Source organism: Alicyclobacillus suci (assembly GCF_017329615.1).
Classification (GTDB): Bacteria; Bacillota; Bacilli; order Alicyclobacillales; family Alicyclobacillaceae; genus Alicyclobacillus; species Alicyclobacillus suci.
Genome location: NZ_JAFMTW010000023.1, coordinates 23056 through 40829 on the forward strand (window position 1 = coordinate 23056; position 17774 = coordinate 40829).

General features: G+C 50.8%; 16 protein-coding genes and 1 pseudogene. 2 read left to right on the plus strand and 15 right to left on the minus strand.

What is annotated here, in order from left to right; all coding sequences use genetic code 11:
- Window positions 1–109: 109 nt before the first annotated feature.
- The 13 genes and pseudogenes from J3482_RS12150 to J3482_RS12210 form a co-directional block, all read right to left on the minus strand.
- A complete protein-coding gene (locus J3482_RS12150; RefSeq protein WP_146823857.1) occupies window positions 110–730 on the minus strand; it encodes a nucleotidyltransferase family protein in 621 nt (206 codons plus the stop codon).
- A gap of 15 nt (window positions 731–745) precedes the next feature.
- The gene (locus J3482_RS12155; RefSeq protein WP_206922470.1) at window positions 746–1828 is read right to left on the minus strand and encodes an XdhC family protein; all 1083 of its coding nucleotides are present in this window, start codon (window positions 1826–1828) and stop codon (window positions 746–748) included.
- A 59-nt stretch (window positions 1829–1887) separates the two neighbouring features.
- Complete coding sequence (locus J3482_RS12160) at window positions 1888–2199, minus strand: 2Fe-2S iron-sulfur cluster-binding protein (RefSeq protein ID WP_146823859.1); 312 nt, start codon at window positions 2197–2199, stop codon at window positions 1888–1890.
- Window positions 2192–3901, minus strand: a complete 1710-nt coding sequence (locus J3482_RS12165) for an FAD-binding protein (protein ID WP_146823860.1) — start codon at window positions 3899–3901, stop codon at window positions 2192–2194. Before J3482_RS12165 ends, J3482_RS12160 begins: the two co-directional genes overlap by 8 nt.
- A 16-nt stretch (window positions 3902–3917) precedes the next feature.
- Window positions 3918–6155 (minus strand): xanthine dehydrogenase family protein molybdopterin-binding subunit, encoded by a 2238-nt coding sequence (locus tag J3482_RS12170; protein WP_206922471.1) that lies wholly within the window; start codon window positions 6153–6155, stop codon window positions 3918–3920.
- Window positions 6145–6630, minus strand: a complete 486-nt coding sequence (locus J3482_RS12175; protein ID WP_223204210.1) for a (2Fe-2S)-binding protein — start codon at window positions 6628–6630, stop codon at window positions 6145–6147. The genes J3482_RS12170 and J3482_RS12175 overlap by 11 nt, the downstream gene beginning before the upstream one ends.
- A gap of 27 nt (window positions 6631–6657) precedes the next feature.
- Window positions 6658–7617, minus strand: coding sequence for a substrate-binding domain-containing protein (locus J3482_RS12180; RefSeq protein WP_146823863.1), 960 nt, complete (start codon window positions 7615–7617; stop codon window positions 6658–6660).
- 48 nt (window positions 7618–7665) lie between these two features.
- Window positions 7666–8520, minus strand: a complete 855-nt coding sequence (locus J3482_RS12185; protein WP_206922472.1) for an FAD binding domain-containing protein — start codon at window positions 8518–8520, stop codon at window positions 7666–7668.
- Between the two features lie 40 nt (window positions 8521–8560).
- Window positions 8561–9823, minus strand: a complete 1263-nt coding sequence (locus J3482_RS12190) for an MFS transporter (RefSeq protein WP_146823865.1) — start codon at window positions 9821–9823, stop codon at window positions 8561–8563.
- A gap of 55 nt (window positions 9824–9878) precedes the next feature.
- Window positions 9879–10694, minus strand: coding sequence for a creatininase family protein (locus J3482_RS12195; protein WP_146823866.1), 816 nt, complete (start codon window positions 10692–10694; stop codon window positions 9879–9881).
- A gap of 88 nt (window positions 10695–10782) precedes the next feature.
- The gene (locus tag J3482_RS12200) at window positions 10783–11379 is read right to left on the minus strand and encodes a cysteine dioxygenase family protein (RefSeq protein ID WP_146823867.1); all 597 of its coding nucleotides are present in this window, start codon (window positions 11377–11379) and stop codon (window positions 10783–10785) included.
- A 199-nt stretch (window positions 11380–11578) separates the two neighbouring features.
- A complete protein-coding gene (locus J3482_RS12205) occupies window positions 11579–12328 on the minus strand; it encodes a GntR family transcriptional regulator (RefSeq protein ID WP_146823868.1) in 750 nt (249 codons plus the stop codon).
- A gap of 241 nt (window positions 12329–12569) precedes the next feature.
- A pseudogene (locus tag J3482_RS12210) lies at window positions 12570–14087 on the minus strand (malate:quinone oxidoreductase).
- Between the two features lie 321 nt (window positions 14088–14408).
- Between J3482_RS12210 and J3482_RS12215 the strand changes: the two are divergent.
- Complete coding sequence (locus J3482_RS12215) at window positions 14409–14948, plus strand: HAMP domain-containing protein (protein ID WP_206922473.1); 540 nt, start codon at window positions 14409–14411, stop codon at window positions 14946–14948.
- A 71-nt stretch (window positions 14949–15019) separates the two neighbouring features.
- On the opposite strand, the gene J3482_RS12220 is transcribed toward J3482_RS12215, so the two are convergent.
- The gene (locus J3482_RS12220; protein ID WP_206922474.1) at window positions 15020–15913 is read right to left on the minus strand and encodes an alpha/beta hydrolase; all 894 of its coding nucleotides are present in this window, start codon (window positions 15911–15913) and stop codon (window positions 15020–15022) included.
- Window positions 15914–16024: 111 nt separating this feature from the next.
- Here J3482_RS12220 and J3482_RS12225 point away from each other — a divergent pair, with 111 nt between their 5' ends.
- Complete coding sequence (locus J3482_RS12225; protein WP_328702699.1) at window positions 16025–17035, plus strand: helix-turn-helix transcriptional regulator; 1011 nt, start codon at window positions 16025–16027, stop codon at window positions 17033–17035.
- Between the two features lie 172 nt (window positions 17036–17207).
- Here J3482_RS12225 and J3482_RS12230 read toward each other — a convergent pair whose 3' ends face one another.
- On the minus strand, window positions 17208–17771 hold the full coding sequence (locus J3482_RS12230) for an MOSC domain-containing protein (protein ID WP_206922475.1): 564 nt from the start codon (window positions 17769–17771) through the stop codon (window positions 17208–17210).
- Between the last annotated feature and the right edge of the window lie 3 nt (window positions 17772–17774).

The following is a 17774-nucleotide window of genomic DNA, read 5'->3' on the forward strand; positions in this document are numbered from 1 at the left end:
CGCTCCAGTGATTCACATGAACCGCACGGCACCTGTTGCCCGCGCCAAACAGGGTGGCGTCCACACAATGGATGCCACCCTGTTTACGATTGCACGTACAAAATGCCTGTTACTTACGTGCACATGCATTCAAAAACATCTGATAATCCTCTGGTGTATCGACATCTGGGGGCGACACGCTCGCCATCGGAACTGCAAGTCGCTCGTCGCGGTGACGCGCAACCACTTGTCGCCCACCTTCGTCGCCTTTGCAATTCATCAACTCGGGAAACAACTTACGCGAAAATAGCACGGGATGCCCATAACCATCTCGGTACTTCACTTGTACGAACGGTTTGCCATGACGGGCGAATGCAGCAATCACCCCGTCAATAGAATCCAAACTTATCCCAGGTTGGTCCCCCAAGAGAATGACGATTGCATCTGCGTTTGCCCTCACCGCCTCTCGCACGGCAACGTGCAAGGATGTACTCAAACCCGCATGCGCTAGCGGGTTCTCTAGCGTGCATACGGGCAACCCTTCCAAGGTGGCCGCTACACCGCTGCCTTTCGGTGGAACGACGACAACCACAGTATCGGCAGTACTCGCCACCGCTGTTTGAGCAACACAGCGGACCAAGGGCATCCCATTAGATGACAAAAGCAACTGTTTCGGGTACCCCATCCGCCTGGACAGTCCTGCAGCCAACACAGCCACACAGATATGAAGGCCATTCGCGAATCTGGACATCACTGTCGTCTCCGTTCAAAGAATCGTTGATGTGCAAGCAGTGTACATCCACCGTTGACGGTCATTTGCGTGGCGTTGTGCAATTAGTTGTGCGACCACGCTAACCGCAATCTCCTCAGGTCCCTCCGCAGCAATGCTCACACCCATTGGCGAATGAACACGGGCACGCTGCGCCGCGTTTTCTATCCCCAACCTGTCGAACAATTTCTGCGTCCGTATCTGTGGCCCTAAAACACCGAGATACCTTAAATCAAAACGAAGCAGATGCCCTAACCATAAGACATCATCTTGAAAGCTGTGTGTCATAATCAACGCATAACTGGCCTCGGGAAGGGAAATGGAATTTGCGTTCTCTGGCCGTGCGCAGATTCGTCTTTTCGCGTCTGGAAACCGCGCACAGGAGAGTCTGGCCGGTCGGTGATCAACCACCGTCACATCAAAATGCACTTTCGTCAAAAGTGCAACAACTGGCTCGACGTCCGGCCCCGCGCCAAAAATCATCACTTGTTCCTTTGGTTCAAGATAGTCAAGAAAATAAAGCTGTGATCCGACTTGGGCCGACGCGCTGCGCCAAACATCTGAAAACAACTGCAGCTTTGTCTTTGCAAAGGGCTCGGATTGTTGAAATGAGCGAACGGCGAAATGATTTTGTCTGAAAACCGCGTGGTCTAAGATGCGATTGGATGACATGTCGATTTTGCGGATAGTCGAGATGGACGTGCCGGTGTTCATCTCATCGAGCACAGTGCGCCAATAGCTACCCGAACAACCTTTGTCAAACCAATGTACCGGTTCGACTAAAACCGTCAAGACGCCATTACATCCTGGCCCCCGGCCCCAAGAGAGATCATCCTCAACAGACAAATCATACGTAAGAATAGCCGCACGATTCGCTTGCAGAAGTTCGGCTGCACGATACCTTAGGTCTTCCTCCAAGCATCCCGCGCTGAGCGTGCCACTCGTTGGCCCAGAAGCGCGAAAGACCATTTTCGTGCCTTCACGCCGGTAGGCGGAACCCTCTACATCGACAATGGTTGCAACCACAACCGATTCACCCAAATCCCGCGCTTCCATCAAGCATTCGAGTATCTCACGCATCGCTCCACTCCCCTTCTGACCACCATGCCGTTAATGACAGGCGCACATTCATCGCGCAATTAATCCAACTCTGTCACGAGGTCCTTAATCCATTGCCGTCCGGGAATTGGCCGTACGTGCACTTGAGCACCTGCGTGTGCCTTCGTATTGCAAAGATAACCCACTTTACCGTCGATGCTAGCGGAACATTCCTTGCATGCATTCGCACTTCGACACGAGTACCGGACGGATAATGTCGGATCACGATTTTCTCGAATCCACAGTAAAGCGTCCAACAAGCTCATTCCGTCCCGATAAGGAACTTGATATTCCTGCTCCACCGGACCACTGTCGGGTGAGCCCTGAACAATATACATCGTGATCTCAGGCATGGTTACTGACCCCTTCCTGCGCACTCCATTGCACCGTGTAATTTGCCTTGTCATCGAGCATAAATTGAGTACTCTTCGCTTCCTCCAATGTGGCGTTGTAGTCCAAGCGAACATGGCATCCCCTGGTCTCCTGACGCAGTTCCGCCCCCCGAACGATGAGCTCGCTGACTTGTAACATGTTCCACAACTCCACCTTCTCCGCCCGTTGCAGAGAAAACCGTTCTTCTTTCTGCAAGGATAAATCCTTGCACAAAGACTGAATCCGATGAATTTCATCCAATCCTTTGCGCAACTGCTCCCCCGTGCGCAAAGGGCCCGCAAATTCCCACATCACACGCTGCAATTCCCGCCTTAACGACAATACAGTCATCCCTTGTGTTGCAACCGTCGATGGCGACCAGAAAGCATCGAGACGCTTCCATTCATCCACCGCCGCGCGATGAACCATCTCGGCGCCCGCCTGTACCCGCGCATGCCGGTGTTTGGCAGCCGTTTCACCCGCAATCCGTCCAGTCACCAACGCTTCCGTGATAGCATTACCAGACAAACGGTTCGCACCATGCATACCGCGAATCGCTTCTCCACATGCCAAGAGGCCTGGCACAGAGGTTTGCATCGCCCTATCGACAAGAATTCCACCAATCATGAAGTGCGCCATCGGTGCCACTTCTACCAGGTCCTTGCGCAAATCGATCCCGTTGTCATTCAAAATCCCGATGACCGGGCCAAATGCTTCGTAAAGGGCCTCTTGCGGCACCATTCGAAAGTCAAGATAGGCACCTCCGTGCTGAGATCCACGCCCGGCTTTCACTTCTTCAAAAATCGCCAAAGTCGTTTGATCTCTGGCCGCCGTATACTTTCCGGCGACCTCGCCATGATATCGGTGCATAAATTCCTCATTTTCTCCGTTGAGCAATCGACCGCCCAATTTATACCGAAACGGATCCCACATAATCGGATCCAAGCCCACAAGAGGCGGGTAGAGGTGCGCAATCGGGAAGAATTGCACCATTTCCATATCGCGCAATTCAGCGCCAGCTTCAGCCGCCAGCACAAACCCGTCACCCGTCATATTCGCGGTCGCGCTGTTGCGCTCATAGACTTCCGTGAGACCACCTGTTGCGATAATCACTTGTGCGGCAGTCAAAGCGACAGGTTCGAGAGACTCAATGGAGAACCCTACAGCGCCAACAATTTCTTCATCCTGTTTAACCAGTCGAGTAATCATTACATTTTTCAGCCTACGAATGTTCGAATCTCGAAAGGTCGCACGCCGTAACCCCGCCGATGTAGCACCCCCTGTATTGAGTACATCGACGTACACACACCGTTTGCGCGAATGTCCAGGTGCCATGACTTGCGAATGTTTCCCATCCTTGGTTTTCGCCCAGTGCACACCGTATTTTTCCACTTCTAAAATCACTTCCGGCCCTCGTTCGACAATCGCCTCAACAATCTCCGGTGCGCAAAGTCCGCGACCGCCCTCAATCGTGTCTTTGGCATGAATCTCCGGGCTATCTTCCTCCGCGTCCCCCAGTGCCACGGCGACGGTCATCTGAGCCAAAATGGTTGCTCCACCCCGTCCGACAATGCTTTTGTCCACCAAGATAACCGACGCACCCGCATCGCTTGCGGCACGAGCCGCCATCAGCCCGGCTGCACCTGCACCCACGACGACCACATCTGCACTGAATTCCTGCATGCCATCCACTCCTTTGTCAGACCTGCGGTTGTTCTTGCATAATTCGCCACAATCGTTCAGGCGCAAGCGGCAAATCGTGCCCCCGCACCCCTAACGCGTGTGCAATTGCATTTGAAATCGCCCCTGGTACCGGGTCAATGGCCATTTCGCCCACCGACTTGGCGCCGAAAGGGCCGTTGGGATCTTCCGTCTCCAAAAATTCCACCGTGACCGGAGGCACGTCGCTACTCCCTGGCATCCGATAATCAAGCAAGGACCGATTTTGTACCTGCCCCTGGCTGACTTTGAAATCCTCCATCGTCACCCAGCCGATTCCCTGAGCCACTCCACCGACCACTTGCCCCGTGGCCGCCGGTCGATTTAACACCATCCCCGCGTCATGTACCGCCCAATAGCCAATCACCTTTACCCGGAACGTATCGGGGTCGACCTCGACTTCCGCGACGTGTGCAGCAAATGGATAGGATGGCGACGGATTGCCGTACAATGTTCTATCTGGCAGTTCGGTCGCCGGAGTGTAGGTCTCCTTAACCGAAAATGCATCACCGCCGTGACAGGAAATAAAGTCACGTGCAACTTCGGCCAGTGCGTGCTGTTCCTGCCCAACCTCCACACCACCGCCTGTGAGTACGGCGGTTGGACCGTAATGTTGTTTCACCCAATTTGCGAGTTCGTTCCGCAACCGCTCGCAGGCTTGCTTCACCGCATTCCCGCCCATTACGGTGCTGCGTGAAGCCAGTGTTCCAATACCAAACGGATAACGTCCGGTATCTCCCGATTGAACCGTGATGAAACTTGGGTCAATCCCTAGTACGCGGGCTGCAATGTGCGCATACGTACCGGACATACCCTGACCCAAATCAATCTCGCCTGTTTCAATCTCAACACGCCCTGAAGCCAATAGTCGTGCGACAGCAGTCGAGCCATCAAAGCGTGGATCAATGCCACGATAACCAGACACATGATTGCCAATCGCCATTCCAAGACCGTGATACTTCTTAAAGTCACGCCGCCGCGCCCAACCAGATAGGGTAATCACTTGCCGGATACACGCCTCTAACTCACAACTATCCAGATGGTAGCCGCCAATCGTCGTATCACCCTTGTGTACGATGTTTTGCAGGCGCAATTGTGCGGGATCCATGCCCAACCCTTCCGCGATTTCATCAATGACATTTTCCACCGCAAACAGCATCTCGGCGTTGCCAAATCCGCGCATGCATGTGGTCGGACTGTTGTTGGTATAGCACAAATTTCCTTTTGCTCGAACATTGTGAAATTGATACAAGGAATCGGCCCGCGTACAAGCAGATGCCAACACGTTTGGACTCCAATAAATTCTGGCCCCTGCGTCGCCATATACAACGACGTCCTTACCCAAAAAATGTCCGTCCTTATCCGCAGCAATGCGAATATCAATCTCCAGCGGTACACGTGGATGCGCGGTGAGCATATCTTCATAGCGATCTAAGGCGATGCGCACTGGCGCACCCGCCCGCATTGAGAGCGCAGCAGCGATGACGTGCACTTTTAACACATATTTCGCACCAAATGAACCGCCAATCGGCGGGACGTTGATACGAACTTTTTCCTCTGGCAGACCAAAGGCAGCCGCATAGGTCTCCCGAGCGCGATAGGGGATATGGGAACCTGCCCAAAGCGTCAGCCCGTCCTGCTCATCCCAATTGGCAATCACCGCGATGGGCTCAAGATGCCCATGGTAGATGCGGTTGGTCGTGTATCTGCCTGAGCGGACGATGTACGCTTGTGCAAACGCCTTATCCACGTCGCCCCGTTCAAATTCGATTTTGACTGGCCGATTATCGGGTACAGCCTCATGCAAGACCGCTGCCCCAGGTTGCAAAGCAGCATGTGGGTTCAGAATCGGTTCGAGCGCCTCATATTCCACCACGACCTTGTCGAGTGCCTGCCGCAGTGCATCGCGAGAATCCGCTGCAATGGCGACCACTTCGTCACCGACAAACAAGACTTTCTCACAGGCTAATATATTCCAATCCTTATAAACTGTCGGACCATAGGCGTGGTGCGGAACATTATCCCCTGTGATGACCGCCTTGACCCCCGCCACCTGCTGCGCTTCGCGAATATCAACGCGCGTAATCTTGGCATAGGGATGTGGACTTCTGACAATACCGCCGTATAGTTCACCAGGTAAGTGCAAATCATCGACGTATTGGGTTCTACCACTGATTTTTGCTGGGAAGTCCGAGGCCATCGTCACTTCACTGCTCAATCGCATTCACCTCCCGACCCAACACGCGTTTCGCTGCAGCCAAAATGCTCTGGTAGCCGGTACAACGACACAAATTGTTTTTCAAAATCGCATGGTAATCCGGGTGTTGTCCCCCATGCGACGCTTGTGAAGACGCCCACAATGTCATCATGATGCCAGGTGTACAAAACCCGCACTGGGCGCCTCCTTCTTCGGCCATCGCGGTGACCAGCCATTGAAACCTCCTATCGTCGGCGAGTCCCTCGATGGTTTGAATCACCGAATTCTCAGCCATCGCGACCGGCAGGATGCACGAGTTCATCGGTGCGCCATCTAAAATAATGGTACAAGCGCCACATTCACCTGTACGACACCCAACCTTGGTGCCAGTCAGTTGGAAGTGCTCGCGAATCACATCTGCCAAAGGTGTCGTCGGGTCGCCCACCCACATCTTTTCCTCACCGTTAAGGTTGAGGATTATGTGCTGTTCCTGCATGACTGCAGCCCTCCTCATCAGCCAGCATCATGTATCCAAGACAGATGGATGAAATACTTCTTCGCGGGTGAGCATGCGGTCGAGCAATCCATCTTCCATAAGATACTGCATGAATGTTTCAATCATCGGCCAATTGCGTGTTACACCATAAGACCACGGATCTTGGTGCAATTGTGTGTACGCTTGCTCAAACGATTCCACAATCCATGGCAAAGCGGCCCCCAGTTTGACCGTCTCGGCTAAATTGTTCAACGCATCCTCTTTCAATTGACACAGCACATCATAGAGATCACGGGGCAGCGTCGGTGCCTGCGTCAGCACATCCTTGCGGATGGAGGTAAGGTGCATAATGGGAAAGATACCTGTTTGCGCGTAATAACGCCGCTCTTCCGCCCAAGCATCGACAAAAATTCGGCGAATCAATCCCGGTTCCCCCGTTTTTGGAAAGTACGCCTCCGGCGGTCGGCGCGCCGACATCATAGCATCGACTTCTCCGGTGACGAGACCTTCAAATAGATCCTTGGCCTTTCCCCTTGTCGCGGGTGTATCCACGGCAATCCGCTCGGGCCGATAGGTTACCCATTCCAAATCCTGTGCACTGATGCCCCACTCGTGACGAAAGCACCCTCGCACCCACACGGCCGCTGTCATCTGGTACTCCGGGAAACCAAATCGCTTCCCCTTCAATTCGCTGGGGTGGACATAGGGGCTGTCGGAGCGGACATAGATGGAACTATGACGAAACGAGCGGGATAAAAAAGCAGGAATTGCAGTCAGGCGGTGCTCACCTTTTGCCAAAGCAATCAAATACGAGGCCAAGGATAGTTCAGCTATCCCATAGGGTGCATCGTTAAGCTGGCGCTCAAAGATCTCCTCCACCATGGTACTTTGCAAGGAAAGTTGCACGTCGTTCAATTCCACCTGATTGGTGAGCAAGGGGAGCGTCCTGTCACTGATGGACATCGCAACACTGATAGGTGTTCTCATAGTGTAATCCCTCCTTAATGCGCAGCGCGATTTTTCGAAAATCTCTGTTCAACCCGTTGTCGTCTGAGGCGCCAGCAAGACTTTACCAAGCCCCCGCTCAACCAACACCCCAACCATCGCCCTGCGGTAATCAGCACTCGCGCGAACGTCCGTGATAGGTGCCGCATGCGCTGCATACAATGCGGCAACGCGTTTCATCACATCAGATGCTGCATCCTTGTGTACCATTTCTTCAGCCATAGGTACCGAGAATGGCTTCGGACTGGCAGCGCCCACTACAATATTGACGTGTGAGGCTTGCCTATCTACCTTCGCGACTACTGCTACCGATACAAGTGAAATGTCTGTACCCCCTCGCTGATCTAGGCGCAAAAATGTCTGAGGAGCAAATAGACCAGTCTCCGGAATATGGATGTGTGTAATGAGTTCGTGCTTTAGGATGGACGTTTGTTTAGGCCCCAGCACAAAATCCTCAATCCGAATCCTTCGCTCACCCTGTACGGACTGTAGAACCACACGAGCGCCGAGGGCGAACAGGGGCACCATCATATCTGCGGCCGGCGATGCATTGGCCACATTCCCGGCAATCGACGCGCGATTTTGAATTTGCCATCCCCCAACCACGCGCGCCGCTTCCTGCAAGCTGGGGATGGCATTACAGATGGGACTCTGCCAAATTTCCGCTGCGTTGACGGCTGCTCCAATCAACAATCCATCCTCAACCCGCCGGATTTCGCGGACAGATTGAATACGATGAATATCGAGCCAGTCCCGCCCCTGGAACTGCTGCTTGCGCCGCAACCAATTTACAAATACATCCGTGCCGCCACAAACAATCACGGGTTCGCGCGTTGCCATCATGTCCAAAGCCTCAGTCAATTCTTGCGGTTGATACCACGCCATGCACTGCCCCTCCTTTCTCAGCGACAAACAAATGAAAGATTCAGTCCGGCAACGGGAATCCTTTGGTCTCAGGCAAGAAAAACATGAGGGCGATGCCCAACACATAGATCAGACCAAATGTAGATGCGGCTGGTCCAAACCCCCCCAACGCCTGTAGGAGATATGCAGACAAAATGGGGCCAAGCATTGCTAAATATCGAGTGATATTAAAGATAGTGCTAATGGCCGATGCCCTGACGCGTGTGGGAAATAATTCCGGTGGGTGAATCGTGTACCAGCTGTAGAGCCCGCCTGTTAAATATCCATTTGCCAACTGCAACACCACTACCGCTACAGCATTGTGCAATACCAGAAAGACGATGGGCGTGATGATCAGCGACCCCAGCAAATACAGAGCGCCTGTCCATCGCCGACCCATGGAATCTGCGAAGAACCCAAAGAGAATGCACCCGAAAATTTCTCCGACATTATACAGAACCCCAGCCATGCCCGAGTAGTAAGCCTGAAGTTTCGTCCCTGTCACCAGCGACGCAGCGTAACTTGGAACCCAGGAGGAAATTGCCCACCATCCCAACGTAATGGAGATGGATACACCTATTGCGCAAAATAGATACTTCATGTTGATAGAACGAATACCCGCATCCGCCGCTGTCTTCACCCGGGCCCATCGTGTTGACTCGGGAATTCGCCGAGCGAGTACAGCAATCAGAATGGCCGGAACAATGCCAATGACGTACATCATTCGCCAGGATACGCCGAAGTGCCCCCCTAGAAGAATCCATAACCCGGAAGCCAAAAGAGAGCCTAAGGAAAATCCAGCTTGGAGTAATCCGGCACCTTTCGTGCGCGCCTGCGCTGGCCAAGCCTCTTGAAGTAAAGACGTGCCCACACCCCACTCTGCGCCAATGCCAATTCCCGTCAGCAAACGAGTAATCGCCAAAAACCCCCAGCTATGTGCCAGGGCACTGGACCCTGTGAAAACGCCATAGAGTAAAATGGCGATAATCATGGTTTTGCGACGTCCAAGTCTATCGCCAAGCAGGCCTCCAAGAATACCACCAGTGGCCCAACCAAACAGGGTGATGGATATCAGGTACGCCGAGTAATGCGATAGATTCGGTAGATGTGAAGCAGGTAACAGCTGGTTCAGCGCAGGACTCACAGTGACCAAGAGTGTATATGTTTCGTAGCCATCAAAGAGCCAGAAGAGCATCGTGATTGCAAGGACAGCCCAATCTTTTCGCTGTACATGCGCCGTCCACGCGCCGGTGTTTGAAACAGGACTCACTTCGCTGCTCCCCATCTACTTCACCTTCCATCCCCACAGTCGTGTGACTCGTAGTATATCTACCAAGTCCTTAAACTTCGTCTTCACTGACGACACCAAGCGGACCCGTGTACGATTCAAACCATCGAATAAACCGACAAAGTTCCCCGACCATCGCTTCATGAAATCTCTTTCCCAAATCAACGGAAGCGGTGTGTGACGAGCTAATCGAACCAGACGGTGAAAAGGCGCGTTCCTCTCTACTATTCCAACTGATCTCGACGATTGAGCCCTGACCAAACAAATCGGAGGCAATATATCCGCCGCCAATAGCTTCTAGGTCTACAGACGAATCCGTCAGTTTGTCTTCCCGCACTTTATTGGGATAACGATACATCACCTGCGATAGTTCCAAAGCGCCTCCATGATGCTCGGCCGCCTGCTTTATTTCACCTGCCACCGCCCTGCCGAGATGAAGCGGATCTGCAATGGCAAACAGCGCCTCAGGATGCTGATATTCATGCACCTCACGCAGCGCCAAAGTCAACGAGGGTAAATTGCTACCTTTATGACCATTCACATAAATCTGTCTAGTAAAACCGGCCTCCGCCAAACTGTGTGCAATATCCGTAATCACCGCAATCATGGTCGAACTTTTCAACCAGATGGTCCCAGGAAATGCGCTGTGATGAAATGAATCCCCTAACCAAACTGGCGGTGCGACCAAAAGGCCCGTAGCCTTTGCGGCATCCTCGGCTAACCCCATAGCGACATACGTATCTACCCCGAGCGGTCCAGCAGGGCCATGTTGCTCCGTTGCACCGACGGGTACAATAATGGAATGTTTACTAGTGATATATTCTTCAACTTCCTGCCAGGTGTGATCCGCCAGCCATACCGAATTCATAAACCATACCTCCACCCTGTTTGAATCGTCGTGCCATACAAAACAACCATTACACACCGGAAAAACAGCCACGTGAGCGAAAGTAGTGTTACTGCGGTGATACATAATCCACGTAGTGGTTGCGCACCACATAGTAATCACTATCTTCTGATTGTTCAAACACCTTAAATTTACGAAGCTGTTTCCCGTACACATGAAGCGTAATGGTTGTTTCGTCTCCATGTGCTTTGAGAATGTGACAGTCAGCAGGCGGCAAGAGTCTACCAGTGCTCAATCGACCAATCGTAAATGCTCCAGTATGAGCCAATCTCACAGTTTTATCGGCATGCTCTTCCACGATGAAATAGTTCGAAACTTCTATCTGCCCTTCCAGAACAGCCTCGACGCCCCACGTACCGTCGTGGTCATGTAACGAAGTACTTTGTCCAGGCTTCCAGACGAGTGCGAGTAACTCAAACCTGTCTTTTGGATCACGATATAAACTATGCCGCGCGTAATGGTCATCTCTTGGCTGTCGTTTATCTGGCGTCAGCCATGAACACGCTCCTCGAATCAGCGCTTTCACCAAATCTTCCGCACCCATTACGCGCTCATCGTCGTTCGCACTGTGATCAATCAAAAAAGCTAGTTTTTTGATAAAATCGGTAAACTCAAGGTTCGCCGATTCATCGTGAGGTTGTCCCATGAAAGACACTCTCCCTACATCAATTTTCCACCCGTTTCCTTCATCAATGATGAACCGCGGGATAACGTACCCCCATCGAATTGACTAAGGCACAATATATAGACGCGGTCATACACAGTCAACAAACTACACCTATTCATGTTAGGTTTTTAACAATTTCTATATGATGTCATAACGACATAAGAAGATATATCAGCATCTAAACGTCATAGCCTGTACGAACAATACTCATTTTCATTTTTCCGGTATTTACAAATGCACACGTGATAGCCACTGGGTTATGTTCTAACTGGAAATAGTGTGCGTGCTTCAGCAAAAGCAAGGGACGCCCCACATCCACATGAAGTTGGCCTGCAAGATAATCACACGCAATCGCTGGTAGAATCTCTGCTACGGAATAAGCAATCTGCTCACCCATGTTTAACCTCGCCATTGCATAAATCGACTCACCCGGCTCCAAATCGTGCTTCTCCATATCCGACCAATTGCGAAATATAAAATCAATCGCCAAAATAATCGGACAATCATCCCCAAAAAAATGCCGCTTCACGGCGCGATACGTACCATCTCCCATACACTCACTGCGTACAAATCTGCGACCGATGTCACCAATGTCGCTCGCGTCATCGAACGCCCTTTGGCCCATATCGACCGCTCGAGTCGTTGCCTCATACCCCGCTTCCTCAATCATCGTCAAGAATGGCTTCCCTTCAATCAAATTGCCAGTCTGTCGAACCGCCCCAACATTTACAAACGTTCCTTTCCCATGCAGCCGATTCACGATTCCCTCTTTTTGAAGGGCCGCCACACTCGCTCGAATGGTCTCCCGACTCACCCCCAATTGATGTGCCAAGTCCGGCTCTGAAGGAAGTTTTGAGACACCTTGCCGAACCGCATCCAAAATCATTGCTCGCAGTTTTTGCTTCACCATTAAGACAGAACTATCCACGTCGCATCTCCAATGTTGTCGGATGTCCGACAAGTTTTTATGGTTACGTTCATTTAGTCACGATTGATTTCGCACGTCAAGGGGATATGTAACGAAAGATAACGTTGTTGAATATTTTTAATCGCGTGCTGAGTAGTCTAGGGCAGTATACCTCTATGTAGAATCGACAGGATGAAAAAACGGCCCTTCCTGTACAGAAGGACCGAAAATAGACTTAACGTGTGCGACGCGATACGTGACTTCAGCTATTTGCCCGTTCCGGCTCATTTAGACGAAGTGCTTGCGCGGTTGATGCCTGAACTTCTCAGAATAAATCCGGGTGTTCCACAAGTGATACACCATAGGAAGGCACCATTTCCTTAATTTTTGGCATCCACTGGCCCATCTGTTGCGGGAAGCACCGCTCCAATACCTCAAGCATCACGTGAACTGCCGTCGAGGCGCCTGGAGAGGCCCCAAGCAATGCGGCAATTGATCCGTCCGCTGCAGTGACCACTTCCGTGCCAAATTGGAGCGTCCCTTTGCCGCCCGTTTCCGTATCCTTAATCACTTGTACGCGTTGACCTGCCACAACAACATCCCAATCTTCAAGTTTGGCGGTTGGAATAAACTCTCGCAGTTCTTGGAGACGTTTTTCATTCGATAACAGCACCTGTTGAATCAGATACTTTGTCAATGCCATCTCTTTCACGCCTGCCGCAAGCATAGTAAGGACATTATTCGGTTTCACCGAAGCAATCAAATCAAAATACGAACCCGTTTTAAGAAACTTCGGCGAGAAGCCCGCAAATGGTCCAAACAGCAATGACCTTTTGTTGTCGATATACCGTGTATCCAAGTGTGGGACCGACATCGGCGGCGCCCCCACTTTCGCCTTACCATACACCTTGGCATGATGCTTATCGACAATCTCTGGATTTTGACACACCATAAAGAGCCCGCTGACCGGAAACCCGCCGATATGTTTGGACTCCGGAATACGGGTTTTTTGCAGTAAAGGTAAGCTTCCCCCACCACCGCCGATAAACACGAACTTCGCAGCGTGATATTTCATTTCACCACTGTGCGTATCACGTACCTTCAGTCTCCACAATCCGTCACTCGTGCGTTTAATGCCTTTCACAAGGTGATTGTAGTTCACTTCGACGCCATTTTCCTTGAGGTGATGGAACAAGATGCGCGTTAAAGCGCCAAAGTTGACATCCGTTCCAGAGTCAATTTTCGTAGCCGCAATCGGTTCGCTCAATGTGCGACCTTCCATCATCAGCGGAATCCATTCCTTGAGTTTCCCAGGTTCATCAGAATATTCCATTCCTTGGAACAAGGGGTTATTCGAGAGTGCTTCAAAACGTTTTCTTAAAAACGCGACGTTTCTTTCCCCTTCTACAAAGCTCATATGGGGCAAGGGCATAATAAAATCTTGTGGGTTCTGAATCAGGTTCTTGTTGATAAGATAGGACCAAAACTGCCTGGAAAGCTGAAACTGTTCATTAACTTTGATGGCTTTGCTAATATCCATTGATCCGTCAGGGTTTTCGGTCGTATAGTTCAGTTCACATAGCGCGGAATGTCCCGTTCCGGCGTTGTTCCATTCGTTCGAGCTCTCTTCGCCTGGGTTCCCGAGTTTCTCGAACACTTTGATTTCCCACTCCGGTGCAAGCTCTTTCAGCAGCGCACCTAACGTTGCACTCATGATTCCGGCACCAATCAAGATTACATCTGTCTTCTCCGGTATTTTGCTCATTGTATTCTTCCTTATCTCTACAAAAGAATAGGCATGATCTCATTATGCGACTTTACCGCTCGGATAATAAACTCATGCTCACATGACGCATAAGTCCCGTACTCCATAGCATCTCTCGGACAAAATTCATCAATCTCTATTTTATCAAAGCCACCTTAGGGCGAAAACGTTAGCATATATGTGACTTCCTACTCCTATTAATAATAACGAAACTTCACTCAAAGTGCACCTCAACGAACCGATTACATAGTTAGGGATTATTTGGCGAGTCAGATGATATAAATAATTCCTCTTAATGATTAAGGTGATAAGTTATTGGTAATATGACCAACAACGATGGCCTCACAGCCATCGTTTTCTATTGGAAAAAAGACAGCGGAACATCCGCGACGGGGTCATTGGGAAGGGGATATCATTGAAGGACAAAAATATCTTACAAACTACGATCCCATCCGAAACACCAACGGCCAAGTCATTGGCATGTGGTTTGTTGGAACACCGGTAGCCAGCATCAACCACATCGTAACATCTGTCCTCACTGTGATTCTGATTGCGTTGGGAATCGTCACGTTCTTATCGATTGTCGCCGTTCTATGGTTTACGAATGGATTGAAGAAACGTCTGCAAGGTATCGGTCGTGCATTAGGCGAAGCGGGTACCGGTAACTTTACGGTGACATTGGCGGATAACTCGAATGATGAAATTGGTCAGTTGACGCAGAGCTATCATCAGATGAAGAGCAGCTTGCAGCATTGGAATGCCCCTGGGTGCATGGTTAACAGGCCTTTTGCTCCCCCACTATGGAACGAAGATGGTCATGACCGTTGCATCCATCGCAACAATCAGTTTAGGTCTGCAAGGATTTACTTGGTCTAAATATCGCCAGCTAGATGGATGAGCTAATGCACAGATGACTATTCGGTGAAGCGTGCCAATCTCACACAACATCAACGGAGATGTTGTGTGATGAATAGCGCGGCGCGATCCAAAGCTTGATCGGCTTCTTCTAGCACACCAGCAAACGCTTGAAAGACGTGTGGAACGTCAGCAGTAACATCGAGGATTACGTCCACGCCTGCTGCCCGTGCTCGTTCTGCCATCTGCGTGGAGTCATCAAGCAATACCTCATTGGTTCCAACTTGGAGCAGAAGCGGCGGGAATCCAGTGAGATCAGCAAATCTTGCGGGGCTCACGAGTTCCTGATTCGGGTTCTGTCCGGCGAGATACATTGCATCCGTATAGTCAAAGCTCTCACGGGTGAAGAACGGGTCGATTCCGGCTTTACTATCCATGCTCGCTCCGGAATGCGTCTTATCCAAGCCTGGTGAGAACGCCACCACCACAGCTGGCATCGGCAAACCAGCTGTGCGTGCCATGAGACACGTCGAGACTGCGATTCCGCCGCCAGCAGAGTCACCGGCGAACGCAATCGACGTAGCTTCGACCCCACTGTCGAGGAGTGCACAATAAGCAACAAGCGAATCTTCCAGCGCCGCCGGAAACGGATGTTCCGGGGCAAGACGATAATCAAGCGACATCGCTCGGATACCGGTCCTACAAACAAGATTCGCAGTGAGCGACATGGCGGTTTCGGGAGAGCCGAATATGAATGATCCGCCATGGAAATAAAGAATCATTCCTGGATGAGCAGTCTGCTCAGGTTCAACAAGCACACTAGGGCGATGACCCAACGTCGTCTGCGTAGTCCGCACGCCCGCAGGTATCGTCATCATCGCCATCATGGCGGCAAAGTTTGCTCGCATCTCCTCAATAGTTTGTGGCTTGGACGGTCGACGGCGACGTAGCATGGCATCCACCGCCTGACGCTGCTCTCTACTCATAAATACCCACTTCCTTTCCAAACGAATATGCAGCCAGTAACACAAACGAAATCTTGTTTTCCTCCATTCTCTCGCCCTGCCCGCTGCTCATTCGTAGTGTAGAATATAATAGTGACAAAACATGTCACTATTATTGAGGTGAGCTCCATGAGTAAATCGAGACGTCTGATTGAATTGATGATGGCCGTGAATCGAAAACGAAAATTCACAATCAAAGAACTCGCAGAGGAATTTGGCGTATCGACGCGAACCATGCTACGTGATTTGCAAGAATTGAGTGGAATGGGTGTGCCCCTATACTCCGAAGTTGGCGTGGGAGGTGGATACCGGGTGCTTACGGAGCGAAGCCTTCCACCAATTTCCTTTACAGAAAACGAGGCATTCTCAATATTCTTTGCATGCCACGCATTAAGACACTACAGTTCGCTTCCCTTCAAGGCATCCGCAGAATCTGCACTCCGGAAGTTCTTCGCGTATTTACCGGATGATATGAAAAATCGAATCGATGAAATGCGACACCGTGTTGACTTCTTTACACGTAAACGCCCGCAACAAGCCGCCTACCTTGAGATATTGCTTCAAGCATCCATTGAAAAACTACCGGTAACCATTCAGTATGGCATTCGGGCAGATGAAACCATACTCAGGACCATACAGCCCATCGGAATATACGCAGATGATGGATACTGGTTTTGCCCAGCCTACTGCTATCTGCGACAGGCATATCGGCTGTTCCGAGTGGATCGTATATGGTCAGCCACCATAGCGGATTCCCAAACGATTTCAGCCCCTGTTAATGTCGACAAGGTGAATTTATCGAACTTTGGACTTTATTTTCAAAGCGAATTAGAAAGTATGGATGTCAAAGTGAAACTGTCAGAAAAAGGAATTGATTTATTCCACGATAGGAGCTGGCTGTTCCCATGGGGGAAACTCAGTGTATCTGATGCCGGGATAGGTATCCTCAAGGCACGAATGCTTGCCTCGGAAATACCATTTTTCGCTGAATACTTTTTCTCATTTGGAGCGGAAGCAGTCGTGCTTCAACCGAAAGAACTGAAAGACGCTGTCAAATCAAAGTTGATCAACACTTTGGCAGCATATGATAACCCAAACGCCTAAGATTTGGAATGTACCGATACATGTTCGAGCATTTGAGGATACAGTGTGTTCATCAAATCATTGCTGACTTTGTGTCATATTGATAGTTTCAATACAATGACAAAAGCGACTACTAAACTTAAGCTGGCTACCCCACGTTTTCGCCACTTTACTCGCGTGAATTTTATGGTAATTATACCAGGTCTAAGGGACGATAGGGTTTCGCTGGTAAACGGACGCGAATCGGCTCCCCAACCAAGACTTCTCCGGCAGTTAACACGATGCCCATTACGCCAGCCTTGCGGATGAGGGTTCCGTTTTCATCGTGATCTAACACAGCACTCAACAGTCCCGACTGAAAGTTGTCTATTTGTGCACAGGGATTTCGGAGTCCCGTAATCTCCACAATCGCTTGCTGGCCAATGTACAGCTTTGTTCCAGATGGCAAGCCCAATAAGTTTATCCCACGAGTCGTAATGTTCTCGCCCATTTGCCCAGGCTCAATGCAAAAGCCCCCACTTCGTAATTCATCAAACAACTCCGAATGAATGAGATGAACCTGACGAAGGTTAGGTTGAGTCGGGTCTTGTGCCACTCGCGAACGATGCTTTACGGTCGTTCCCATATGCGCATCGCCTTCGACACCTAACCCTGCTAGAAGTCGAATAGACGGGACCGGTCGTTTACTAAACGTATGCGTTACACTCAGGCTGACTGACACAACTTCCCCGACTTGAGATGCAAAATCGCTAGCCATCCA